The sequence below is a fragment of the Pectobacterium carotovorum genome (assembly GCF_033898505.1).
GTDB lineage: Bacteria > Pseudomonadota > Gammaproteobacteria > Enterobacterales > Enterobacteriaceae > Pectobacterium > Pectobacterium carotovorum_J.
This window is the reverse complement of sequence record NZ_JAXAFK010000001.1, coordinates 1,077,736-1,100,538: the sequence shown is the minus strand read 5'-3', so window position 1 is coordinate 1,100,538 and position 22,803 is coordinate 1,077,736. Positions and strand designations below refer to the sequence as shown.

The 22,803-nt window shown below is 52.5% G+C and carries 21 protein-coding genes; 14 read left to right on the top strand and 7 right to left on the bottom strand.

Going from position 1 to position 22,803, the window contains the following annotated elements; genetic code table 11:
* Positions 1-34 precede the first annotated feature (34 nt).
* Positions 35-883, top strand: coding sequence for a deoxyribonuclease IV (nfo, locus tag R9X49_RS04860; RefSeq protein WP_319847410.1), 849 nt, complete (start codon positions 35-37; stop codon positions 881-883).
* Positions 884-983: 100 nt separating this feature from the next.
* Here the strand turns inward: nfo and fruA are convergent, their stop codons facing one another.
* The 3 genes from fruA to fruB are packed head-to-tail and all read right to left on the bottom strand — an operon-like array spanning position 984 to position 4,762.
* Entirely contained in the window at positions 984-2,675 is a 1,692-nt protein-coding gene (fruA, locus tag R9X49_RS04855) for a PTS fructose transporter subunit IIBC (protein ID WP_319847409.1), read from the bottom strand.
* An 18-nt stretch (positions 2,676-2,693) separates the two neighbouring features.
* Positions 2,694-3,632: a 1-phosphofructokinase gene (gene fruK, locus R9X49_RS04850; protein ID WP_005967280.1), complete on the bottom strand. Its 939-nt coding sequence runs from the start codon at positions 3,630-3,632 to the stop codon at positions 2,694-2,696.
* A complete protein-coding gene (gene fruB, locus R9X49_RS04845) occupies positions 3,629-4,762 on the bottom strand; it encodes a fused PTS fructose transporter subunit IIA/HPr protein (protein WP_319847408.1) in 1,134 nt (377 codons plus the stop codon). The genes fruK and fruB overlap by 4 nt, the downstream gene beginning before the upstream one ends.
* Positions 4,763-5,096: 334 nt before the next feature.
* Between fruB and setB the strand changes: the two genes are divergently transcribed.
* The gene (gene setB / locus R9X49_RS04840; protein WP_319847407.1) at positions 5,097-6,275 is read left to right on the top strand and encodes a sugar efflux transporter SetB; all 1,179 of its coding nucleotides are present in this window, start codon (positions 5,097-5,099) and stop codon (positions 6,273-6,275) included.
* Between the two features lie 10 nt (positions 6,276-6,285).
* On the opposite strand, the gene R9X49_RS04835 is transcribed toward setB, so the two are convergent.
* Entirely contained in the window at positions 6,286-6,540 is a 255-nt protein-coding gene (locus R9X49_RS04835; RefSeq protein WP_319847406.1) for a YkgJ family cysteine cluster protein, read from the bottom strand.
* A gap of 161 nt (positions 6,541-6,701) precedes the next feature.
* Here R9X49_RS04835 and yeiP point away from each other — a divergent pair, with 161 nt between their 5' ends.
* The 8 genes from yeiP to yejF all read left to right on the top strand — a co-directional run bounded on the left by yeiP (position 6,702) and on the right by yejF (position 16,111).
* Positions 6,702-7,274 (top strand): elongation factor P-like protein YeiP, encoded by a 573-nt coding sequence (yeiP, locus tag R9X49_RS04830; RefSeq protein WP_263059394.1) that lies wholly within the window; start codon positions 6,702-6,704, stop codon positions 7,272-7,274.
* Positions 7,275-7,361: 87 nt separating this feature from the next.
* On the top strand, positions 7,362-8,363 hold the full coding sequence (locus R9X49_RS04825; protein WP_319847405.1) for a GTP-binding protein: 1,002 nt from the start codon (positions 7,362-7,364) through the stop codon (positions 8,361-8,363).
* A 38-nt stretch (positions 8,364-8,401) separates the two neighbouring features.
* Positions 8,402-9,103 (top strand): phosphatase PAP2 family protein, encoded by a 702-nt coding sequence (locus tag R9X49_RS04820; RefSeq protein WP_319847404.1) that lies wholly within the window; start codon positions 8,402-8,404, stop codon positions 9,101-9,103.
* Between the two features lie 322 nt (positions 9,104-9,425).
* On the top strand, positions 9,426-10,010 hold the full coding sequence (mepS, locus tag R9X49_RS04815) for a bifunctional murein DD-endopeptidase/murein LD-carboxypeptidase (protein WP_015839907.1): 585 nt from the start codon (positions 9,426-9,428) through the stop codon (positions 10,008-10,010).
* Between the two features lie 545 nt (positions 10,011-10,555).
* Positions 10,556-12,364: an extracellular solute-binding protein gene (locus R9X49_RS04810; protein WP_319847403.1), complete on the top strand. Its 1,809-nt coding sequence runs from the start codon at positions 10,556-10,558 to the stop codon at positions 12,362-12,364.
* A gap of 9 nt (positions 12,365-12,373) precedes the next feature.
* The gene (locus R9X49_RS04805) at positions 12,374-13,471 is read left to right on the top strand and encodes a microcin C ABC transporter permease YejB (RefSeq protein ID WP_319847402.1); all 1,098 of its coding nucleotides are present in this window, start codon (positions 12,374-12,376) and stop codon (positions 13,469-13,471) included.
* Positions 13,468-14,493: an ABC transporter permease gene (locus R9X49_RS04800; protein WP_319847401.1), complete on the top strand. Its 1,026-nt coding sequence runs from the start codon at positions 13,468-13,470 to the stop codon at positions 14,491-14,493. Before R9X49_RS04805 ends, R9X49_RS04800 begins: the two co-directional genes overlap by 4 nt.
* A gap of 1 nt (position 14,494) precedes the next feature.
* Positions 14,495-16,111 carry a microcin C ABC transporter ATP-binding protein YejF gene (gene yejF / locus R9X49_RS04795; RefSeq protein WP_319847400.1) on the top strand — a complete coding sequence of 539 codons (1,617 nt, stop codon included), beginning with the start codon at positions 14,495-14,497 and terminating at the stop codon, positions 16,109-16,111.
* 39 nt (positions 16,112-16,150) lie between these two features.
* On the opposite strand, the gene R9X49_RS04790 is transcribed toward yejF, so the two are convergent.
* The 3 genes from R9X49_RS04790 to rsuA form a co-directional block, all read right to left on the bottom strand.
* Positions 16,151-16,495, bottom strand: coding sequence for a YejG family protein (locus tag R9X49_RS04790; protein ID WP_015839902.1), 345 nt, complete (start codon positions 16,493-16,495; stop codon positions 16,151-16,153).
* Positions 16,496-16,877: 382 nt separating this feature from the next.
* On the bottom strand, positions 16,878-18,068 hold the full coding sequence (locus R9X49_RS04785; protein ID WP_319847399.1) for a Bcr/CflA family multidrug efflux MFS transporter: 1,191 nt from the start codon (positions 18,066-18,068) through the stop codon (positions 16,878-16,880).
* Between the two features lie 40 nt (positions 18,069-18,108).
* Positions 18,109-18,804: a 16S rRNA pseudouridine(516) synthase RsuA gene (gene rsuA, locus R9X49_RS04780; protein ID WP_319847398.1), complete on the bottom strand. Its 696-nt coding sequence runs from the start codon at positions 18,802-18,804 to the stop codon at positions 18,109-18,111.
* Positions 18,805-19,028: 224 nt separating this feature from the next.
* Here rsuA and R9X49_RS04775 point away from each other — a divergent pair, with 224 nt between their 5' ends.
* The 4 genes from R9X49_RS04775 to R9X49_RS04760 all read left to right on the top strand — a co-directional run bounded on the left by R9X49_RS04775 (position 19,029) and on the right by R9X49_RS04760 (position 22,735).
* On the top strand, positions 19,029-19,268 hold the full coding sequence (locus R9X49_RS04775; protein WP_319847397.1) for a YecH family metal-binding protein: 240 nt from the start codon (positions 19,029-19,031) through the stop codon (positions 19,266-19,268).
* 2 nt (positions 19,269-19,270) lie between these two features.
* Positions 19,271-21,067 carry a DEAD/DEAH box helicase gene (locus R9X49_RS04770; protein ID WP_319847396.1) on the top strand — a complete coding sequence of 599 codons (1,797 nt, stop codon included), beginning with the start codon at positions 19,271-19,273 and terminating at the stop codon, positions 21,065-21,067.
* 135 nt (positions 21,068-21,202) lie between these two features.
* Positions 21,203-21,487 (top strand): 50S ribosomal protein L25, encoded by a 285-nt coding sequence (gene rplY / locus R9X49_RS04765; protein WP_015839897.1) that lies wholly within the window; start codon positions 21,203-21,205, stop codon positions 21,485-21,487.
* 99 nt (positions 21,488-21,586) lie between these two features.
* The gene (locus R9X49_RS04760; protein ID WP_319847395.1) at positions 21,587-22,735 is read left to right on the top strand and encodes a DUF1624 domain-containing protein; all 1,149 of its coding nucleotides are present in this window, start codon (positions 21,587-21,589) and stop codon (positions 22,733-22,735) included.
* Positions 22,736-22,803: the final 68 nt, after the last annotated feature.

The window sequence follows — 22,803 nt, the reverse complement described above, 5'->3', positions numbered from 1 at the left end:
CTGCATAATGTCCCCGTTATCAAAGGAGACCAATATGAAATACATCGGGGCGCACGTTAGCGCATCTGGCGGGGTCGATCAGGCCGTGATTCGCGCTCATGAGATAAAGGCGACGGCTTTCGCATTGTTTACTAAGAACCAGCGCCAATGGCAGGCTGCGCCGCTCAGCACCGAGGTCATTGACCGTTTTAAAGCCGCCTGTGAACAGTATGCCTATACACCAGCACAGATTCTTCCCCACGACAGTTATCTGATTAATCTGGGCCACCCGGACGCCGAGGCGCTAGAGAAGTCACGTATCGCGTTTATTGATGAAATGTCCCGCTGTCAGCAGCTTGGGCTGAGTCTGCTGAATTTTCACCCCGGTAGCCATCTGAAACAGATCGAAGAAGCAGACTGTCTGGCCCGTATTGCCGAGTCCATCAACATTGCGCAGGCGGAAACGAACGGGGTCACCGCCGTGATTGAAAACACCGCCGGACAAGGCAGTAATCTCGGTTTCCGCTTTGAGCATCTGGCGGCCATCATCGATGGCGTAGAAGATAAAAGCCGCGTTGGCGTCTGTATCGATACCTGTCACGCCTTCGCCGGCGGCTACGACCTGCGAACGGAAGCAGATTGCGAAGCCACCTTTTCTGAATTTGATCGCATTGTTGGGTTCCGCTATCTGCGTGGAATGCACTTGAATGATGCGAAAAGCGCGTTCGCCAGCCGCGTTGACCGACACCATAGTCTGGGGGAAGGCAATATCGGCAAAACGGCCTTCAGCTATATCATGAAAGATGCCCGCTTTGACGGCATCCCGATGATTCTGGAGACAATCAACCCTGATATCTGGGCCGACGAAATCGCCTGGCTCAAATCCGAAGCCCAGCGTAGTTAGTTTTTTATCCCATAAAAAAGCGCCAGAGGGTTACCCAACTGGCGCTAACTCATTCACATCCTTGTGTTATGGCATGATTTTTTAACGACGATAATCAAACTTACGCAACTTTCGCCAGTTGTTCATCAGAGCGTTTCAGCAGTGCGTACAGCACGCCAGCGACAACAGTACCCGCCACGATCGCTAACAGGTAGCCGATAACCGGGGTAATCGCGCCAGGAATCAGCAGCACGAACAGACCGCCGTGTGGTGCCATCAGCTTAGCGCCCACCGCCATTGACAGCGCACCAGTCAGTGCACCACCGATAATACAGCAAGGCAGAACGCGCATTGGATCACGCGCCGCGTAAGGAATCGCCCCTTCGGAAATAAAGCACAGGCCCAGAACAAATGCCGCTTTACCCCCTTCACGCTCGGTCGGGTTGAATTTCTTACTTGCCAGTACGGTCGCCAGCCCCATCGCCAGCGGTGGCACCATACCTGCTGCCATCACCGCCGCCATCGGCGCATAAATCTGGCTACTGAGTAAGGTTGTACCGAAGACGTAAGCCACTTTGTTAACCGGGCCGCCCATATCCGTACACATCATTGCACCCAGGATCGCCCCCAGAATCACCGCATTTGCCGTGCCCATGGATTGCAGCCAGCCTGTCAGGCCAGTCAGGATTTTCGCCACCGGCGTACCGACGACATAAATCATGATAAGACCGGTGATCAGCGTAGCAAACAGCGGAATGATCAGAATCGGTTTTAGCGCCGTCAGACTTTGCGGCAGAATTAGCTTATTGTTGATCGCTTTGGCAACATAACCGGCCAGGAAACCTGCGATGATCCCACCGAGGAAGCCCGCACCTGTACTCACCGCTAACATCCCGCCAACCAGACCCGGCGTTAAGCCTGGACGATCCGCAATGGAGAAAGCAATATAACCCGCCAGCACAGGCACCATCAGTGCGAAGGCAGAACCGCCACCGATCTTCATCAGCGCCGCTGCCAGCGTACCTTCTTGTTTAAAGGCTTCAATACCAAAGACAAACGACAGGGCGATACACAGACCGCCCGCCACCACCATCGGCAGCATATAGGATACGCCGGTCAGCAGGTGACGGTAGGGACCCGTTCCGCCTTTCTGAGCAGACTCGCTCGCGCTTGACGCGCTGGCTTGTCCAGACGGCTGATACGCTTTCGCTTCAGCCTGTGCTTTATCTAACTCCTGCGCCGTCTTCTTCAGTGCCAGCCCTGTGGAAGTACGATACATCTTCTTACCAGCAAACTTCGCCAGATCGACTTCAATATCCGCAGCAACGATCACCAGATCGGCCTGCTCCACTTCTTCTGGGGTAATCGCATTGCCCGCGCCAACGGAACCACGCGTTTCCACTTTAACCCACCAGCCGCGTTTTTTCGCTTCGCTTTCAATCGCTTCTGCCGCCATAAACGTGTGCGCGACGCCAGTCGGACACGCCGTTACGGCAACAATGCGCTTGGCAGTAGTAGGTTGCTGAACGGAAGCTGACGCGACGGCCTGATACGTCGTTGCTTCAGCCTGCGCCTTCGCCAAAAAGGCTTCCGGCTGCGAAACAGCCAGCTCAATGTCACCGACATAAACCTGCTTACCATTCAGTGCACTGTCCGCCGCAGCGGATGCACCCAGAACGATTGCCAGTTCAGCGTCGTTAGCCTGTTCTGTAAACGTCACCCCTGCTTTCGCAGCGGCAGCGCCGAGTAGGTTCTTCACCAGTTGGCTTCTCGCCAGGCCCAGTGATTTATCCAAAATCAGCAGCGTTTTCATTGTTTATCTCCTGCTGTATCAGTTAAAGGGTTTCAGGTCGACACGCGCCATCATCGCGGCCAACTGAGGACGATCGGTAATACCAACATTACTTTGGCTCACGGCCAGTGCTGAAACTGCCGTAGCCAAACGCAGAGTGTGCTCACTGGACTCACGCATTAATAAGCCATAAATCAACCCCCCAACCATGGAGTCGCCCGCACCTACCGTACTTACCACATCACAGGCCGGTGGTTTTGCCAGCCACGCACCGGATGCATTCACCCACAGCGCACCTTCCGCACCCAGTGAGATCACAACATGTGCGATACCCTGTTCACGCAGCGCGTGGGCAGCATCCACCACATCAGCCAGCGTAGGTAATTTACGCCCAGCCCATATCTCCAGCTCCCGGCGGTTTGGTTTCACCAACCAGGGAGAGGCCTTCAGTCCCGCCACCAGCGCTTCACGGCTGCTGTCGAAAATAATGCAAGGACACTGCGTACGCAGACGAGACATCCAGTCGGTAAACGCATCAGGATCGACGCCAGCAGGCAGACTGCCGCTAACCGCAACCATGTCGAACTGCCCCAGCCAGCTCAGCGAATCATTGACGAAACGCTGCCAGTCTTGCTGTGTCACTTCAAAACCGGAAAAGTTGAAGTCGGTTACGTCGCCATCTTTTTCGGTTAATTTGACGTTAATGCGCGTACGTCCTGGAACAACCTGGAAACGGTTAGCAATGCCCAGTTCGCTGAACAGTTGCTGAAAACCATCCTGATTGTCTTTACCCAGAAAGCCACCTACCGTGACATCAATCCCGAGATCTTTCAGCACTTTGGCAACGTTAATGCCTTTGCCTGCGGCGTGCAGACCCGCTGTCTGAACCAGATTGACTTCGCCTTTCTCAACTTCCGGGCAATAGCCAACCAGGTCATAAGCTGGATTCAGGGTGATTGTGGCTACTCTCCTGCTCATGCTGCCCCCTCGCCCAAACCGGACGTAATCGCGTCGCCAATAGCGGCCAGCGCTTGTTCCGCATCGCTACCGCTGGCGGTGAAGCGCAGTTTGTGACCTTTCTTCACGCCCAGCGCGACGACTTTCATCAGGCTGCGGCCATTTGCTGGTTTGCCTGTGCCATCCAGATTGGTGACGGTAATGTCACTACTGAACTGTTTGATCACGTTCACCAGCATGGTTCCCGGACGTGCGTGCAGACCATGCTCGTTGCGAATGGTAAATTCTGCCGTCAGCACTTCGCTTTCCTCCGGTACGTCGCTGGTCAAAAGTGCCAGCAGCGTCGGTGCGTCAGCCGTCAGCAGGCGTTCCGCTTTTTGTGCAATCAGCAGGTTGCTCAGGTAATCGATCGGTGCAAAAGCCTGATCGTCAGCCGCGGCCACCGTGACCAATAACGCCACGTTTTCACCGTCAACGCTGAAAGGCGTAGCCGGACGCGCCACCGCTGCTGCGCTGCTGAGGTTACCCACCGCGCTATCGCTGAACCACACACCTTGTCCCAGATTCAGCGGCTTGTTGCTGACTGCGGTGCTGACGAAGCTGGCGTCTGCTGCGCCGACCTGCTGAAGACGACCGGCATTCAGCGCCTGAAGCGTCAGCAGATTATCGGTCGCCACATCCAGCGCAATCAGCGAGGTATCAAAGCGGAATTCCGCCAGTTGTTGCTCGCCCATCAGCAGGCTACGCAGTTCTTCAGCTGATGTGGTGCTTGCCAAGCGAGCCGCTACGCGATCGTCGCTCAGGACGTGAGTCAGTTGGCGCAGCAACGCCAGATGTTCATCAGAGCGGGCTGCAATACCCAACACCACATAGGCGGTTTGATCTTCACCCCAGGCGATACCCTGAGGAAACTGGAATACTTGAACCCCGGTCTTCAATACCAGATCGCGGGTATCTGTGGTGCCGTGAGGGATAGCAATGCCGCTTCCCAAATAGGTGGATGTTTGCTGTTCGCGCTGTAGCATGCCGTCGACATACCCTGCGTTAACGCACCCGGCATCGGTCAGTGCTGAAGCAACAAGCTGTATAGCTTCCTGCTTATTGCTGGCCGCTGCGCCCAAATGAATATCTTGCTGTGACAACTGGAACATGGCTCTCCTCTCTTGCTGAAAGTTGAATCGTTTCAGCTTTTATGAGAAAAAAATGTGTCGATTGTTAGGGCGTTTCAAAAAAAATTCCGCTGAAACGTTTCAAAAGTCTCATTCTATTACGTCATTTATGCAAGCTTTCTACGCTGCTGACGTAACAGAATTTTGACATCACGCACATTTTAACGTGGATGATGCGCTGCCCGCCAACAAAAATCCGCAAAAGGCTGAAGCCGTGCTGACGAAAAATAATGAAACAAGATTTCTGTTTCATTATAAACCCGAGTAGTATGTCGCGCTCGACAGCCTCTGCCTATTTTCCAAGCGCTATCAATTTATGTTCACTCCAGCAAACACAACACGACGCCCGCTTGACCTGACATCGTCAGCATTCTTGGTTATTGCCTTTCTGACTGGTACGGCTGGTGCTCTGCAACTTCCTACGCTCAGCCTCTTTCTTTCCAGCGAAGTGCAGGCTCGTCCTTTCCTGGTGGGGATGTTTTATACCGGCAGTGCGGTTATCGGCATTATCGTCAGCCAAATGCTGGCTACGCGCTCAGACCGCCAGGGCGATCGCAAATCGCTGATCTTCGTCTGCTGCCTGCTGGGCGCACTGGCCTGCATGCTGTTTGCATGGAACCGTAACTACTTTATTCTGCTCTTTATCGGCGTTCTGCTGAGCAGCTTTGGCTCAACGGCAAACCCACAGCTCTTTGCGCTGGCGCGGGAGCATGCGGATAAAACGGGTCGTGAAGCGGCGATGTTCAGCTCCATCCTCCGCGCCCAGATTTCTCTTGCCTGGGTTGTTGGCCCCCCTATCGCTTTTGCGCTGGCGCTGGGATTCGGCTTCACGACGATGTATCTGACCGCTGCGGTCGTCTTTATCTTGTGCGGTATTCTGGTCAAACTTTTCCTGCCTTCCATGCCCAAAGCCGTGGAAAAGACCACCTCTACGCTGGAATCGCCGCGTCGTAACCGTCGGGACACGCTCTTGCTGTTCGTTGCGTGTACCTTGATGTGGACCTGCAACGGCATTTACCTCATTAATATGCCGCTGTATCTGGTGCATGAACTGCATCTTCCGGAGAAGCTGGCGGGGATCATGATGGGTGTGGCTGCCGGGCTGGAAATTCCGGTCATGCTGATTGCCGGCTACGTCGCTAAACGCTTCGGAAAACGTTTCCTGATGCGGCTTGCCGTTGCCTCCGGACTGCTGTTCTTTGGCGGCTTGCTGATTCTCGATGGGGAAATAGCCCTGCTGGGGTTACAGGCGCTGAACGCGATCTTTATTGGCATTCTGGCCGGAATCGGCATGCTCTATTTCCAGGATCTAATGCCCGGACAAGCCGGCGCGGCTACCACGCTGTTTACCAATACCACGCGCGTCGGCTGGATCATCTCTGGTTCACTGGCCGGGATCGTTGCTGAAATTTGGAACTATCACGCTGTCTTCTTCTTCGCACTGCTGATGATCGTCGGTTCCATCTATTGTATGTGGCGCATCAAGGACGCCTGATCGTCGTACATTAAGGTGCGGTATCGGCTTCCAGTTTAAGCAGGTAAACCATCGCCTCATCCCGGTGGCCGAAGCACATATCTGCGCGCGGCTGTAGCCCTGCGCAGACCGCAGGTCGCAGCGGTGAATGAAATAATCCGCAGCGCATCGCGTCATCCAGATGAATACAGGGCGTGTTTGCAGGCTTGCCATGCGGCAGCCCCGGCATGGGGGTTGAAATCGATGGCGCGGTACAACAGGCGCCGCAATGGGAGCGACAGTCCATCAGCAAACTCTCCGGTGGGCTGACAAGAAGTAGAGAGCGCCACGATAGCAGCCCCGTCGTCAAAAACCAATATCAGCCCTTTCATCTTATACTTGCCTGAACTCTTCGGCGCGAGTAACGTGTCGCCACAAAAATCACACTCCTTATAGCAGGTAATTTTTATGGCAAGAGCGAACGAGATTAAACGCGGTATGGTCGTTAACTATAACGACAAGTTATTGCTGGTAAAGGATATCGACGTCCAGAGCCCCAGCGCCCGTGGTGCCAGTACACTGTACAAAATGCGCTTTTCTGACGTACGCACTGGGTTGAAAGTGGAAGAGCGTTTTAAAGGCGATGATATTCTCGACACCATCACGCTGACACGCCGCACGGTCACCTTCTCTTATATTGACGGTGACGAATACGTCTTTATGGATGATGAGGACTACACCCCTTACCTCTTCAAAAAAGATCAAATAGAAGAAGAGCTGCTGTTTATCCCTGAAGGCGGCATGCCGGGAATTCAGGTATTGAGCTGGGACGGCCAGATCATCGCGCTGGAACTACCACAAACGGTAGACCTGGAAATCATTGATACGGCACCGGGCATTAAAGGTGCCTCAGCCAGTGCGCGCAACAAACCTGCCACCATGAGCACGGGCCTGACCATTCCGGTGCCAGAATACCTGAGCGCGGGTGAAAAAATCCGTATTCACATTCCAGAACGTCGCTATATGGGTCGCGCAGACTAAGATGAAAATTCGCGCTGTCAGCGCGATACCTGTCGCCGGATGATGCATCCGGCACACGTAAGCCTTCCACACGCATAGGAGCCTGCCATGCTAACGAAAGTCAATTTGATTACGGGGTTTCTGGGGAGTGGAAAAACCACCACGATCCGTCACCTTCTGTCACAAAAGCCTGAAGACGAAGTCTGGGCAGTGCTGGTCAATGAATTTGGCGAAATCGGCATTGACGGCGCACTACTGGCAGACAGCGGCGCCGTGTTGAAAGAGATTCCCGGTGGCTGCATGTGCTGCGTGAACGGTCTGCCTATGCAGGTTGGCCTGAATATGCTGCTGCAACAAAAAAAGCCACATCGGTTGATCATCGAACCAACAGGGCTTGGTCACCCGAAACAAATTCTCTCCTTGCTGACGAGTGACATCTATCAGCCCTGGCTGACATTGCAGGCTACGCTGTGCCTGCTGGATGCACGCCAGCTAAGTGAAGCACGTTACACAGAAAATGAGAACTTCCGCGATCAGCTTGCCGCCGCGGATATCATTATCGCCAACAAACGTGATACTTATACCACCGACGATCTCGCAGCCTTGCAGCAGTGGCAGCAGGCAAGCGGCGATGGTCGACAAATTATCGAGGCCAGTCAGGGAAGCATTGATCGACAATTGCTCGATCGGCCGCGACAACATTCATCGCAAGACCGTGTGCGCGAACTTCCAGATGGCGTCCACCACCATTCACATAAGCCAACAAACGGTTTGGCCGCGCTGCAATTACCGGGTGGACAACCCTGGCGACGTTCACTCAATCAGGGACAGGGATACCACGCCTGCGGCTGGATATTCGCACCTGAAACCGCTTTTGATACCGCAGCCCTGCTGGACTGGGTTCGTCTTTCTCCCGTAAACCGGGTTAAAGGGGTGATGCGTATAAAAGAAGGGACACTCGTCGTTAACCGTCAGGGACACGATCTTCATATAGAAACCCGATCAACGGCACCGATTGATAGCCGTATCGAAATCATTAATGAAACACCGGCAGAATGGAATACGTTACAAGCCTCGCTGTTAAAGGCTCGTTTAGCTAACGTGGACTAAACTGGAGTTTTTTCGTCTTTATTTGGATGCTTTACCTTATGTCTTTTGCTCGTATTTCTTCTATTTTAGTGCTCAATGTCTTGGGCATTGGTCTGTTTTTATCCTGGTATCTTCTGGAAAATCATGGTTTTTGGCTCACGCTCGACAGCCATATCTTTTTCTATTTCAACCGTCTCTTAGTCGATAGTCCGGCGTTTTTACATCTGGTTGCCATTACCAACAATCGCGCCTTTGACGGCTGTGCGCTCATTGCGATGGGCCTGCTGTATCTGTCGTTTTATCTGAAAGCCACGCCCGTAGAGCGCCGCCGTTTATTAATCATCGGCGTTGTCATGCTGCTTACTGCGGTGACGCTGAATCAGGCAGGACATTTCTTACCTGTGCAACACGCCAGCCCGACGCTCTATTTTAGCGACGTCAACCGCGTTTCAGACTTAACCGGTATTCCGACCAAAGATGCTTCATCCGACAGCTTCCCTGGCGACCACGGCATGATGCTGATGATCTTTGCCGCTTTTATGCTGCGCTATTTCACCCGTACCGCTTTCGCCATCGGCCTGGTCATCATGGTGATTTTTTCATTACCTCGCATCATGATTGGCGCACATTGGTTTACCGATATTGCCGTTGGTTCGCTCTCAGTTGTTCTGGTCGGCCTGAGCTGGTGGCTATTAACGCCAGCAAGCGATGCCGCTATTGCCCTGTTAAACCGACTATTACCTAAAAAATCGACAGTATAAATCCCTATGATTTCAGATTTTTTACATCGACATTTTTTAGCTGAACACATCATTAAATCTTATAAATAAAATAGTTAAAACTTCTCGCAATCCTGCTGCTGTTGCGGTAGTCTCGTTCAAGTTTGCTTTTTAGCGCATACTGAACTAGCAACGGCAAGAGAAATAATGTGCATTCCGACACATTTTCGCCGATGAGTGTTTGGCTAAGAAGAAACTCTGTTTTAGTCTGAGTCTCGTTTTCGTTTGGCATTTATACCCCAGTGAAATGGGGACACTACATAGCGATATTTATCGTTAAGGACAGCAAGGGAACATAACAATAATGGTCAAGTCTCAACCGATTCTGAGATATATCTGGCGGGCAGTGCCTGCCGTCGCGGTAGCAATGATGCTCTCCGCATGTGGAAGTAACAGTGCATACAACCATAAAGCTCAAACTGATATGCATGCAGTTAATGATAAAGATGGTCTTTTACTGCAAGCCTCTCAGGATGAATTTGAAGCATTGGTTCGTAACGTGGACATTAAGTCCAAATTGCTCAACCAATATGCCAGTTGGAAAGGTGTTCGTTACCGCTTAGGTGGTGATAGTCGCCGTGGCATTGATTGCTCAGCTTTCGTTCAGCGCACATTCCGCGAACAGTTTGGTATGGATTTACCGCGTTCAACCTATGAACAGCAAGAGATGGGCCAGAAAATTCAGCGCAACAAACTGCGCGTTGGCGATCTTGTTCTGTTCCGCGCGGGTTCAACCGGACGCCACGTTGGCATTTACCTCGGCAACGATCAGTTCGTCCACGCGTCAACCAGCAGCGGCGTCATCATTTCTAAAATGACGGAAGACTACTGGAATAAGCGTTATCAAGAAGGACGCCGTGTTCTGAGTAAAGGAACAACGACCAGCTAATCAATATCCGCTCCCTTGCTGTGATATTGCTTTGCTAGTAAAAGAACCTTGCTGTTAGCCAACGAAACGAGACGACATCAACGCCGCTTATAACAAGCGGCGTTTTTTTATCATGGACATCCTTGTCCATCACCCTACGGGCCGTTGCTAACGCAACGTTGAAAAACGTTCCCTACTTTTTTTTTATGATGGAGATCCTTGCCCGTCACCCTACTAGCCGTTGCTGACGCCACGTTAAAAATTTCTCTCGGAAATTTTTTATGCCTGCTTTTCACCCGAATCCTACCGCGCATCTCCCCTCTTCTGCGGCGCGCCGCGCAAAATATGACTAACTGAACAACCTGAAACATTAACAGGCCGTGATTAAGGTAGGTTTATCACCTGATTTCATGATAAAAAGAAAACACGCAGCTTCCCGATGGGAATGTTAATTATTTCAAGAACTTTATGCCGAGGAAATCGGCATTGTTGACGTTACGGTATGGCACGTCTGCATCAGACGCTCCCCAGCCGGATAACGTCCGCTCGCAGGAGATTACCGCCAGATGTTAAAACGCGTTATCGCTGCCGTATTGCTTTGCACGACCCATTTTGGGCTGCATGCCGAAACGATTGAAAACAGTGTCAGCTTTGCACTTTTGGGCGAGCCCAAATATGCCGGGAATTTCAGTCATTTTGATTACGTCAATCCTGATGCGCCCAAAGGCGGCAGCATCACCCTCAGCGCACTAGGGACCTTTGACAACTTCAACCGTTACGCGCTACGTGGCGTGGCGGCTGCACGAACTGAACGGCTCTATGATTCGCTCTTTGTTTCTTCCGATGACGAGCCCGGCAGCTATTATCCACTGGTTGCCCTGACAACACGCCATTCAGCGGATTTCCGCTGGATTGAAATCGAAATGAATCCCAATGCCCGCTTTCATGACGGGTCACCGATTACCGCCGCCGACGTCGCGTTCACCTACAATATGTTTATGACGCAGGGCGTGCCGCAGTTCCGCATCTATTTTAAAGATGTCACCGCCAAGGTCGTTGCACCGCTAACCGTACGTTTCGATTTTCCTGTCTCCGACAAAAACCGCATGTTCAGCCTGATGACACTCCCCATCATGCCGGAGAAGTTCTGGAAGAATCATAAACTCAGCGAGCCGCTATCGTATCCACCACCAGCCAGCGGACCTTACCGCATCACCGCCTATCGTACCGGGCAATATGTCACCTATTCACGCGTGAAAGACTATTGGGGAGCCGATCTGCCGGTAAATAAAGGCCAGTACAATTTCGATAAAATCCGCTACGACTATTATCTGGACGACAGCGTCGCGTTGGAGGCCTTTAAAGCCGGCGCCTTCGATCTGCGCGAGGAAGGGTCACCAAAACATTGGGCGACGCAATATCAGGGCGGCAACTTTGCGCGCGGCTACATCATCAAACAGGATCAGGTTAATCAATCCGCACAGGATACACGCTGGCTGGCATTCAATATCCAGCGACCGCTGTTTCAGGATCGTCGGGTGCGCCAGGCGCTAGCGCTGGCCTTTGACTTCAACTGGATGAACAAGGCGCTGTATTACAACGCCTATCAACGTACCGACAGCTATTTCCAAAACACGGAGTATGCCGCCAAAGGCGAACCCAGCGCCGAAGAACTCGCCTGGCTGACCCCGCTGAAGGACAAGGTGCCTGCTGAAGTCTTTGGTCCCAGCTACCAACCGCCCTCCTCCGACGGCAGCGGCTATGACCGACAAAACTGGCTTAAGGCATTAGCACTGTTGGAAGAAGCCGGTTGGGAATTGAAAAATCAACAGTTGGTTAATCGTAAAACCGGACAGCCGTTTACGTTTGAGCTGCTGCTGCCAAGCGCCGGCAACTCACAGTATGTCCTGCCGTTTCAGCAGAGCCTGAAAAAACTGGGCATCACCATGAACGTGCGCAATATCGACAGCACGCAGTTCAACAGCCGTATCCGCAAGCGAGATTTCGACATGACGGCCACGGTATACAGCGCGTTTCTCTACCCCAGTGCCGATCTGCAAATCCGCTGGAGTTCGCAATATATCGACTCGACCTACAACAGGCCTGGCGTCAGCGATCCTGCCATTGATTCGCTCATAGAGGACATCGTTAAGTATCAAGGGCAGAAAGCGCCACTGCTCTCACTAGGTCGCGCGCTGGACAGGGTACTGACCTGGAATCAGTTCATGATCCCGATGTGGTATTCCAATCATGATCGTTTCGCCTATTGGAACAAGTTTGCCATGCCTGCTGTGCGCCCCGCCTATTCACTGGGCTTCGACGGCTGGTGGTTCGATACCCAACAGGCGGCTACGCTGCCCGCAGAGCGACGTTAAGGAATCAAAATGGGAACGTATCTGTTACGCCGCCTCTTGCTGGTCATTCCAACCCTGTGGGCGATTATCACGATTAATTTTTTCATTGTACAAATTGCCCCAGGCGGCCCAGTCGATCAGGCCATCGCGGCAATTGAAATGGGGCACGGCAGCGGTTTTACCGCCAATAGTGGAATGGATGCCGGAATGGCGCGCACCGGCACCAGCGGCGCACCCAATATCGAAAACACTTACCGGGGTTCACGCGGACTCGACCCGGAAGTCATCGAAGAAATCACCAAGCGTTATGGCTTCGATAAACCAATCCATGAACGCTATTTTAAACTGCTGTGGGATTATGTCCGCTTTGACTTCGGCGACAGCCTGTTTCGCGGTTCTTCGGTGATGCAATTAATTAAAGAAAGCATGCCAGTTTCCATCACGCTGGGGCTGTGGAGTACGCTGATCGTCTACCTGATTTCCATTCCTCTGGGCATCAAGAAAGCCGTGAAGAACGGCACGCCGTTCGATACCTGGAGCAGCACGTTAATCATTATCGGTTATGCTATTCCGGCGTTTTTATTTGCGATCATTTTGATTGTGCTGTTCGCCGGCGGCAGTTATCTGGACTGGTTCCCGCTTCGAGGGCTGGTTTCCAGCAATTTTGATACCCTGCCGTGGTACAGCAAGATTACCGACTATTTGTGGCATATCACATTACCGGTTCTGGCTTCGGTGATTGGCGGTTTTGCCACCTTAACGATGCTCACCAAGAACTCGTTTATGGATGAGATCCGCAAGCAGTACGTTGTTACCGCGCGCGCTAAAGGGCTGGATGAAAAGAGCATTCTCTACCGCCATGTGTTCCGTAATGCCATGCTGCTGGTGATCGCCGGCTTCCCTGCCACGTTTATCAGCATGTTTTTTACTGGCTCGCTGCTGATTGAGGTGATGTTCTCTCTCAACGGGTTGGGTCTGTTGGGCTATGATGCAACGCTGCAACGTGACTATCCCGTCATGTTCGGAACGCTGTATATCTTCACGCTGATCGGCTTACTGCTGAACATCGTCAGCGACATGACTTATACGCTGGTGGATCCGCGTATCGATTTTGAGGGACGCCAATGAGCCGCTTAAGCCCGATTAATCAGGCGCGCTGGGCGCGTTTTAAAAGTAATCGCCGCGGTTACTGGTCGCTGTGGATTTTCATGGTGCTGTTTATCGTCAGCCTGTTTTCTGAACTCATCGCCAATGATAAACCGCTGCTGGTGAAATATGACGGTCAGTTCTATACGCCAGTGCTCATTGACCACAGCGAGAGAACATTCGGCGGACAGTTGGATACCACCGCTGACTTCCGCGATCCTTATATCGCCGAGCGTATCAGCAGCCACGGCTGGGCTATCTGGCCGCTGATTCACTACAGCTACGACACCATCAACTACGCCACTACGGCATCCTTTCCGTCTGCGCCAGACTGGCAGAACTGGCTGGGCACGGACAGCCAGGGGAAAGATGTGGTTGCGCAGGTACTGTATGGCTTCCGTATCTCACTGCTGTTCGGTCTGGCGCTCACAATCCTGTCCAGCGTGATTGGTATCGCCGTCGGGGCGACACAGGGCTATTACGGCGGGCGTCTCGACCTATGGGGACAACGCTTTATCGAAGTCTGGTCCGGCATGCCGACATTATTTCTCATTATCCTGCTATCCAGCGTGATTCAGCCAGACTTCTGGTGGCTATTAGCGATTACTGTCCTTTTCGGCTGGATGAGCCTGGTTGGTGTGGTGCGAGCAGAATTTCTGCGTACCCGAAATTTTGACTATATTCGCGCCGCACAGGCGATGGGCGTCAGCGACCGCGCTATTATGTTCCGCTGCATGCTGCCAAACGCGATGGTCGCCACGCTGACTTATCTGCCCTTCATTCTCTGCGGCTCAATTACCACGCTAACATCGCTGGACTTTCTCGGCTTTGGTCTGCCAATGGGCTCGCCGTCATTAGGCACCTTATTGCTGGAAGGGAAAAATAACCTTCAGGCGCCGTGGCTGGGCATTACCGTGTTTATGGTGCTTTCCATCGTGCTTTCCTTACTCATTTTTATTGGCGAAGCGGTGCGCGACGCCTTTGACCCCAGCAAGGCGCATTAATATGTCCAGTTCACCTTTATTGCAGATAGATAATCTCAGCATTGCCTTCCGCAAAGGCGATCAGGAGCAGCGCGTTGTCGATCAGCTGTCACTGTCGGTGAACGCGGGTGAAACGCTGGCACTGGTCGGTGAATCAGGCTCGGGTAAGAGCGTCACTGCGCTGTCGGTTTTACGTTTGCTCCCTTCCCCGCCCGTCATTTATCCACAAGGGGATATCCGTTTCGCAGGGCAATCGCTGCTGCATGCTGATGAAAAAACACTGCGTCAGATACGCGGCAACCGGATCGCGATGATCTTCCAGGAGCCGATGGTGTCGCTTAACCCTCTGCAAAGCATTGAGAAACAGCTGATTGAGGTGCTTTCGCTCCACCGGGGTATGCGCACCGAGGCAGCTCGCGGCGAAGTCATCACCTGTCTGGATCGCGTAGGAATTCGGCAGGCGAAAAGCCGGTTAAATGATTTTCCGCACCAGCTTTCCGGCGGGGAACGCCAGCGTGTCATGATTGCGATGGCGCTGCTGACACAGCCGGATTTACTGATTGCCGATGAACCCACAACGGCGTTGGACGTGACCGTTCAGGCGCAAATATTGAAATTGCTGAACGAGCTGAAGCAAGAACTGGGGATGAGTCTACTGTTCATCACCCACAACCTGAATATTGTCCGCCAGTTGGCAGATAACGTGTCGGTCATGAAAGCCGGTCAGGCCGTGGAGCACAATAGCTGTCAGCAGCTTTTCAGCGCACCGCAGCACCCCTACACGCGCCAGCTGCTGGATGCAGAACCGTCGGGCGAGCCGCTTCCGGTGGCAGACGATGGTGAACCGCTCCTTCGGGTGGAAAAACTGCACGTTTCGTTTCCCATCAAACGCGGCCTGCTGCGCCGTACCGTTGATGAAAAGCAGGTAGTGAACAATATCAACTTCACCTTACGGCGCGGCGAAAGCCTCGGTCTGGTGGGTGAATCCGGATCAGGCAAAAGCACGACCGGGTTAGCGCTGCTGCGCCTGATTCAATCACACGGCGATATCTGGTTTGACGGCCAGCCCTTACAAGGGCTAACTCGTAAGCAAATGCTGCCTTTCCGCCATCGGATTCAGGTTGTCTTTCAGGATCCGAACTCCGCGCTGAACCCACGGCTGAATGTGGAGCAAATTATTGCTGAGGGATTAACCGTCCATCATAAGTTAAGCAAAGAGGCGCGCGACCAGCGTGTGGTTGAGGCGATGCAGGAAGTCGGGCTGGATCCCATGACCCGCTACCGTTATCCCTCCGAGTTTTCCGGCGGTCAGCGTCAGCGTATCGCTATCGCTCGCGCCCTGATACTGCAACCGGAGCTGCTGATCCTTGATGAACCGACATCATCACTGGACAGAACGGTTCAGGCGCAAATTCTGGCGCTGCTGAAGTCATTACAGGAAAAGCACAAAATCGCTTACCTGTTTATCAGCCATGATTTGCAAGTTATCCGCTCACTGTGCCATCAGGTTATTGTGTTACGACAGGGCGAAGTGGTTGAGCAAGGTGAATGTAAACAGGTATTCACGCACCCTGCCGAACATTACACGCGGGAATTACTACAGTTTTCATCCTACACGACGGAAACACCGCCGGCATAATGCGGGCATACCGCAGCGCCAGTCTGCTGACGCTGCGGTTTAAAAGGGGTATTGTGCCGATACAGACTCAGCGATAGCGACACCGACGTTCTTCAAACGGCACATTGCCGTACTTTCATCATTGCGATGTAAAAACAGGCACGGTTCGCCTTCCCATTCCAGAACGGCGCATTCAACCTGAATTTCAGACAGAGACTGATGCAACTGGTGCATGATTTTCCATGCAATATCGCCGTCATGGCTCAACAGCTTGAGGCCAATCAGGTTATTCTCTTCTTCTCTGCCGCTCAGCGGAATCGGTTCAACATTGACACCTGCAAAACCCGATAACCAGCGATAACTTTGCGGCAAACGATGAACTACCGAAAGTTGGAAACTGTCCACTACTGTTTTCCTCAGGTAATAATTCACAAAATAGTAACATATTTATCATAGTAGCGTGTTCACACCATTTCTTGCCACCTTTCGTGAACAAAAAAACAACAAACACACTTTTTTCATATCGTGATAGTGGCTAACAAGCCTGATTGCAAGCGCTATTAATGCCAAATCGATCACGAATCTTTCTTCTTTTCCGGCTATATGTAACCTTTTCCATTTAATATCTCAACCCTTTTCGACCCATCCGTTCACTTTTGGGTCAAATATTTTACATTCGCAAAACAAAAAGCCATGACAGGCTATCGCTGTCAAAAAGGAAATGGAGAAAGAAGAAAACAGACTCAGGTGCAAGAAAGGGATTCCTACACCTGAGAAGAAGGGAAAATCAGGACGCTGCCGAGCGGTTCGCGTACATGTACAGCAGAAAGGCACCAATCGAACAGAGTGCCATTGATAGCACCATCGGCCAAGCGCTGTTGAATGAGGCCAGCGATAGAATAACGCCCACAATCGCGCCAAGGCCAAAGCGCAGCGTTCCCGCGAGCGACGACGCAGTCCCTGCCATATGAGGGAAATCATCAAGGATGACCGCCATCGCATTCGACGCCACCATTGCAATACAGCCGACAAACAGCGCAACGCCAAATACCAGCGGTAAGAACCCGAGATCGAACAGGCAGACAATCACCAGCCATATCCCCATCGCAAACTGGATCACCAGCCCCGCACGGAACATCGCCAACGCGCCCAACCGCCGCACATTACGGCTGTTAAACAACGTCACCACAAACAGAAAGACGACGTTCAGAGCAAAGTAATAGCCAAAATTCTGAGGTGACACGCCATATAGGTTGATATACACAAATGGCCCGGCGCTCAGGAAGGAAAACATGCCGCAAAACGACAGCCCGCTCGCCACCATATAACTGAATACCCGTTTGTGGCGGAACAGGATGGCAAAATTCCCGATGGTAGTGCGTAGATGAAACTTCTGCCGTTTCGCAGGCGGTAAGGTTTCTTTGATAAAAAAGAAAATCAGCGCTGCAGCCAGAAACGCCGCGCCAGAGATCGTCCAGAAAATGGAATGCCAGCTAAACCACAACAGCAGCCAGCCCCCAGCAATCGGCGCAATGAGCGGTGCGACCGTCATCACCAGCACGACAAACGACATCATGCGAGAAAAATCATCCCGCGAGAACATATCGCGCATCAGGGCATTAATGACCACCGCAGCGGCAGCGGCAGAAACCCCGTGCAGGAAACGCATGTAGATAAGCTGCTCTACCGTTTGCGCCAGCGCACAGGCCACGCCTGCAAACGCAAAAACCAGCGTACCACCGAGGATCACAGGTTTACGTCCCAGGCTATCCGCCATCGGCCCGTAGAACATCTGGCCAATCGCAAAGCCCAGCACATAGGTACTGAGCGTCATTTGAACGTGCCCGTCCCCCACGCCAAATTCGTTAGCAATGGTCGGTAATGCAGGCAAATACATATCGATGGCTAACGGCATTAGCATCGAAATCAGGCCAAGAATAAAAATCAGCCCAAGATGAGAAGAGCGGCGTAATTGCACTAATAACTCCAGATTAGAAAGAAGGTCATGCTATGCAGCATTATTTTACGCTGGCGATCTCCTCATCGCTTAACTCCCGGAATTCCCCCGGTTCTAGTTCGCTATCCAGCCAGATGTCGCCAATACGCTCGCGGTGTAGCTCCACGACCCGGTTCCCCACCGCAGCAAACATCCTTTTCACCTGATGATAGCGACCTTCGCTAATCGTCAGTCGAACGACATAATCCGTTATCTTCTCAAGCGTAGCGGGTTTAGTGAGATTCTTCTCGTTATGTAACTGTACGCCCGCTGTAAATTGCGCAGCGGTATCTTCGGCCAGCGGCTGCTCCAGCGTCACCAGGTAGGTCTTTTCACACTGATGCTTAGGCGAGGTAATGCGATGCGACCATTGTCCATCGTCCGTTAACAACACCAGCCCCGTGGTATCGATATCCAGTCGCCCCGCCGCATGCAGTTTGTGCGCCACCGGGACATCCATAAAATACAGAATGGTAGGATGATCGGGGTCGTCCGTTGAACAGACATAACCCTGAGGCTTATTCAGCATGAAGTAGCGCGGACCGCTCTGCTGTTCCAGCGGATTACCGTCAAACTCAACGCTATGCTCGGGGGATAGCTTGAATGCGCCGTTCTTCACCACGTCGCCATCAACGGTCACACGCTGCGCACGCAGTTCACGCGCCACCAGCGAACGGCTGATTCCCAAATGCTGAGATAAAAATTTGTCCAATCGCATTAAAGCTCACTACCTATCTCAAATAACTGCCTGTCTCAAATCGTGAGACCCTAAATTGTGAGGGGGTAGTATAACGGGGCTTTGTCCGCTCGTCCTGCAATTCACCGTCCATGAGTGGCTCTTTTTAGCCGACCTTCAGGCTACACGACCTTTGCTTATCCCTCGCGCCAGATATTGTCAGCAGGCATAATAGGAGCAATTTTTTATCTCTTGAGGGCAACCGCATGTCATCTATTCACGGTCATGAAGTTTTGCAAATGATGCTCGCATCCGGTGAGTCATTTACCACCGAACAGCTGATCAGCACGATAGAAGCCCGCTTCGGCAACGAGGCGCGTTTTCATACCTGTTCCGCCGAAAATATGACGGCCTCGATGCTGGTACAATTTCTGTCTGAACGCGGAAAATTTATCCCGCTCGATGCGGGCTTTACCACCAGCGCCAGTAAAATCTGTCAGCACTAGTTATGTCGTTCACACCGTCTGCCTCGTTCACACAGTCTTCCTCGTTCACACTACGGCCTTACCAGCGTGAGGCTGTTTCCGCCACACTCGACTATTTTCGCCGTCATCCCCAACCGGCCGTCATCGTTTTGCCCACCGGCGCGGGAAAAAGCCTGGTCATCGCCGAACTGGCGCGACTTGCTCGCGGCCGTGTTCTGGTGCTGGCGCACGTTAAGGAACTGGTCGCACAAAATCATGCTAAATACTGCGCCTGGGGGCTTGATGCGGATATCTTCGCCGCCGGGCTGCAACAGCGAGAAAGTCAGGGAAAAGTGGTCTTTGGCAGCGTGCAGTCTGTCGCACGCAACCTCGACCAGTTCGATAATGCGTTCTCTCTGTTGATCATTGATGAATGTCACCGTATTAGCGACGACGATAACAGCCAATATCAACAAATCATCCAGCATCTGCAAAAAACCAATCCACAGCTGCGGCTACTCGGCTTAACCGCCACGCCTTATCGGCTTGGTAAAGGCTGGATATATCAATATCACTATCACGGCATGATACGTGGCGACGAACGCTGTTTGTTCCGCGACTGTATCTATGAGCTGCCGCTGCGCTATATGATCAAACATGGCTTTCTGGTGCCGCCTGACCGACTGGATATGCCGGTAGTGCAATATGATTTCAGCAAGCTCGTCGCACGCGGCAACGGGTTATTCAGCGAAGCTGACCTGAATCTTGAACTCAAACGTCAGCAGCGCATTACACCGCACATCATCAGCCAGGTCATCGATTATGCGCAAACGCGGCGCGGTGCGATGATTTTTGCGTCCACCGTCGAACATGCCAAAGAAATTACGGCTTTGTTACCGGTTGGTCAGGCGGCATTAGTCAGCGCCGATACGCCAGCAGCCGAGCGCGATGCGCTAATTGACGCCTTTAAACAGCAGTCGCTGAAATATCTGGTCAACGTGGCGGTGCTGACAACGGGTTTTGATGCTCCGCATGTCGACCTTATCGCTATCCTTCGCCCAACAGAATCCGTCAGCCTGTATCAGCAAATCGTCGGGCGCGGTTTACGCCTCTATCCGGGAAAAACGGACTGCCTGATACTGGATTACGCGGGCAATCCACACGATCTCTATACCCCTGAAGTCGGTAACAGCAAGCCACATGCCGGCAGCCAGCCGGTGCAGGTCTTCTGTCCTGAATGCGGCTTTGCCAACCTGTTTTGGGGCAAAACGACCACGGACGGCGATATCATCGAACACTATGGCCGCCGCTGTCAGGGGTGGGAAATGGCGGAAAACGGCCAACGCCAGCAGTGTGATTTCCGGTTCCGGTTTAAAGTTTGTCCGCACTGCGGCGCGGAGAATGATATCGCGGCACGGCGCTGCCACCAGTGTGATGAAGTGCTGGTCGATCCCGACGATATGCTGAAAGCGGCGCTGAAGCTGAAAGACGCGCTGGTTTTACGCTGTAGCGGTATGAGCTTCGAGCTGGGGCAAGATGCAAAAGGAGAATGGCTGAAAATCATCTACCACGATGAAGACGGGGCCGAAGTGAGTGAACGTTTTCGCCTGCACGCCACCGCACAGCGCCACGTTTTCCTGCAACAATTTTTGCGCGTTCATCAGCGCGCGCCAGGAACGCCGTTTAACTGGCAGCATGCCGCCGACGTTATCGCGCAGCAGGCATTATTGCGCCCTCCTGATTTTGTCGTCGCCCGCAAACACGGAAAATTCTGGCAAATCCGTGAAAAGCTCTTTGATTATCAGGGGCGCTTTCGCCGCGCCAACGAGCTCCGCGGCTAAGTAATGCTGAGATTCATTTGCCCGCAAGGGCATATTCCGCTAGAATTCAGCCCGCTTTTGTTTGCAAAAGCTGAATAACCCAACCTGCTGCTGGGTCGCCTGTAGCAGGATTACTTTATATAAGTAGAGAAAAAAATGATTACTATCAAAGCAGAAGTACGTAAGGATCAGGGTAAGGGTGCGAGCCGCCGCCTGCGTTCCGCTGGTAAATTCCCAGCCATCGTTTACGGTGGTTCAGAAGCACCAGTTTCTATCGAGCTGGACCACGACTCAGTGAAAAACCAGGAAGCAAAAGAAGGCTTCTACGGTACTGCACTGATTCTGTCTATCGATGGCAAAGAAGTACAAGTTAAAGTTCAGGCTGTACAACGTCACGTTTACAAGCCAAAACTGACTCACATCGACTTCGTTCGCGTTTAGTTTGCGCTGAAGTTGTTTTCCGGGACGCCGGAAAAGAAGAACGCCGCTTATGCGGCGTTTTTTTTATAAAAATTAGTTAATTCGCAAAGGAATGTGAACATGTCTCGTGATATCCCACAGCGGCTTATCGCTATTGATGCCCTGCGCGGTCTGGTGATGGTGCTTATGCTGCTAGACCATGTGCGGGAAACCTTTTATCTGCACCTGCAACTCGCCGATCCAATTGATGTAACCAGCACCGATCCCATGCTATTCATCAACCGCACGCTGGCGCATCTGTGTGCTCCCGTGTTTGTCTTTTTAACCGGGCTCTCCGCCGCGCTTTACCATCAGAAAGTACAAGATCGCCGACAAACCGCCCTCTTCCTGTTCCAGCGCGGCGTAATTCTTATTCTTCTTGAACTCACGCTAATCAACTTCGCGTGGACGTTCCAGTTCCCGCCGCAGGTTATCTATTTACAGGTCATCTGGGCTATCGGCATGAGCATGCTCGCCCTCAGCGCGTTAATCTGGTTACCTGCCGGTCTGGTTTTCATACTCGGCATCGTTATCGTGGGCGGACATAATCTGCTGGACCCTCTGCAGGCTTCCGCCGGCTCCATCTGGTCCATTCCCTGGGCGATTCTGCACGATCGCGGTTGGATAGAAATTGGCGAAACATTCCGTATGCGTACCTCCTATCCGGTACTTCCCTGGATTGGTGTGATTTCGCTTGGCTATGCGGCTGGCGCGTTATACCGGAAAGACGTCTTTCCGCTTCAGCGCCAGAAAGTCTTACTCACTGCGGCGAGTATCACGCTGGTGCTGTTCTTCGTTCTGCGCAGTATCAATCTGTATGGCGACAAACCCTGGCAGCAGAGTGATGTCATCACGCAGACGCTCATGAGCTATTTCAACATCACGAAATACCCACCATCGCTGCTGTTTCTTTGCCTAACACTCGGTATCGGGCTTTGCCTGCTTGCGCTGTTTGAACGTCAGCAGCAGAAGCGCTGGCTTGTTATGCTGGCAAGCTTTGGTGCCGCCCCGATGTTTTTCTACCTATTGCATCTGTATGTTTTAAAAGGCCTGTATTTAACCGCTGTCGCAGTCTGGGGGAAAAATCAGGGAGAGTGGTTCGGCTTTTCCGCCGTCTGGCAATTGTGGGGGTGTACTCTGGTGCTGATGGTCGTATTATTTGCGCCGGTTCAAGCGTTTGCCCGCCTAAAAGCCCGTCGCCGAGACATCCGCTGGCTTAAATATTTCTAACCGTTATCGTTTCCAGACATTAGCAGTCGCTGCCCTTTTTCTGATGATAAGAAAAAGGGCAGCGTCGT

Bases quoted from the DNA above. Each gene is read 5' to 3' on its own strand.
- nfo (WP_319847410.1), top strand. From the start codon at position 35: ATGAAATACATCGGGGCGCACGTTAGCGCATCTGGCGGGGTCGATCAG.
- fruA (WP_319847409.1), bottom strand. From the start codon at position 2,675: ATGAAAACGCTGCTGATTTTGGATAAATCACTGGGCCTGGCGAGAAGC.
- fruK (WP_005967280.1), bottom strand. From the start codon at position 3,632: ATGAGCAGGAGAGTAGCCACAATCACCCTGAATCCAGCTTATGACCTG.
- fruB (WP_319847408.1), bottom strand. From the start codon at position 4,762: ATGTTCCAGTTGTCACAGCAAGATATTCATTTGGGCGCAGCGGCCAGC.
- setB (WP_319847407.1), top strand. From the start codon at position 5,097: ATGTTCACTCCAGCAAACACAACACGACGCCCGCTTGACCTGACATCG.
- R9X49_RS04835 (WP_319847406.1), bottom strand. From the start codon at position 6,540: ATGGACTGTCGCTCCCATTGCGGCGCCTGTTGTACCGCGCCATCGATT.
- yeiP (WP_263059394.1), top strand. From the start codon at position 6,702: ATGGCAAGAGCGAACGAGATTAAACGCGGTATGGTCGTTAACTATAAC.
- R9X49_RS04825 (WP_319847405.1), top strand. From the start codon at position 7,362: ATGCTAACGAAAGTCAATTTGATTACGGGGTTTCTGGGGAGTGGAAAA.
- R9X49_RS04820 (WP_319847404.1), top strand. From the start codon at position 8,402: ATGTCTTTTGCTCGTATTTCTTCTATTTTAGTGCTCAATGTCTTGGGC.
- mepS (WP_015839907.1), top strand. From the start codon at position 9,426: ATGGTCAAGTCTCAACCGATTCTGAGATATATCTGGCGGGCAGTGCCT.
- R9X49_RS04810 (WP_319847403.1), top strand. From the start codon at position 10,556: ATGTTAAAACGCGTTATCGCTGCCGTATTGCTTTGCACGACCCATTTT.
- R9X49_RS04805 (WP_319847402.1), top strand. From the start codon at position 12,374: ATGGGAACGTATCTGTTACGCCGCCTCTTGCTGGTCATTCCAACCCTG.
- R9X49_RS04800 (WP_319847401.1), top strand. From the start codon at position 13,468: ATGAGCCGCTTAAGCCCGATTAATCAGGCGCGCTGGGCGCGTTTTAAA.
- yejF (WP_319847400.1), top strand. From the start codon at position 14,495: ATGTCCAGTTCACCTTTATTGCAGATAGATAATCTCAGCATTGCCTTC.
- rsuA (WP_319847398.1), bottom strand. From the start codon at position 18,804: ATGCGATTGGACAAATTTTTATCTCAGCATTTGGGAATCAGCCGTTCG.
- R9X49_RS04775 (WP_319847397.1), top strand. From the start codon at position 19,029: ATGTCATCTATTCACGGTCATGAAGTTTTGCAAATGATGCTCGCATCC.
- R9X49_RS04770 (WP_319847396.1), top strand. From the start codon at position 19,271: ATGTCGTTCACACCGTCTGCCTCGTTCACACAGTCTTCCTCGTTCACA.
- rplY (WP_015839897.1), top strand. From the start codon at position 21,203: ATGATTACTATCAAAGCAGAAGTACGTAAGGATCAGGGTAAGGGTGCG.
- R9X49_RS04760 (WP_319847395.1), top strand. From the start codon at position 21,587: ATGTCTCGTGATATCCCACAGCGGCTTATCGCTATTGATGCCCTGCGC.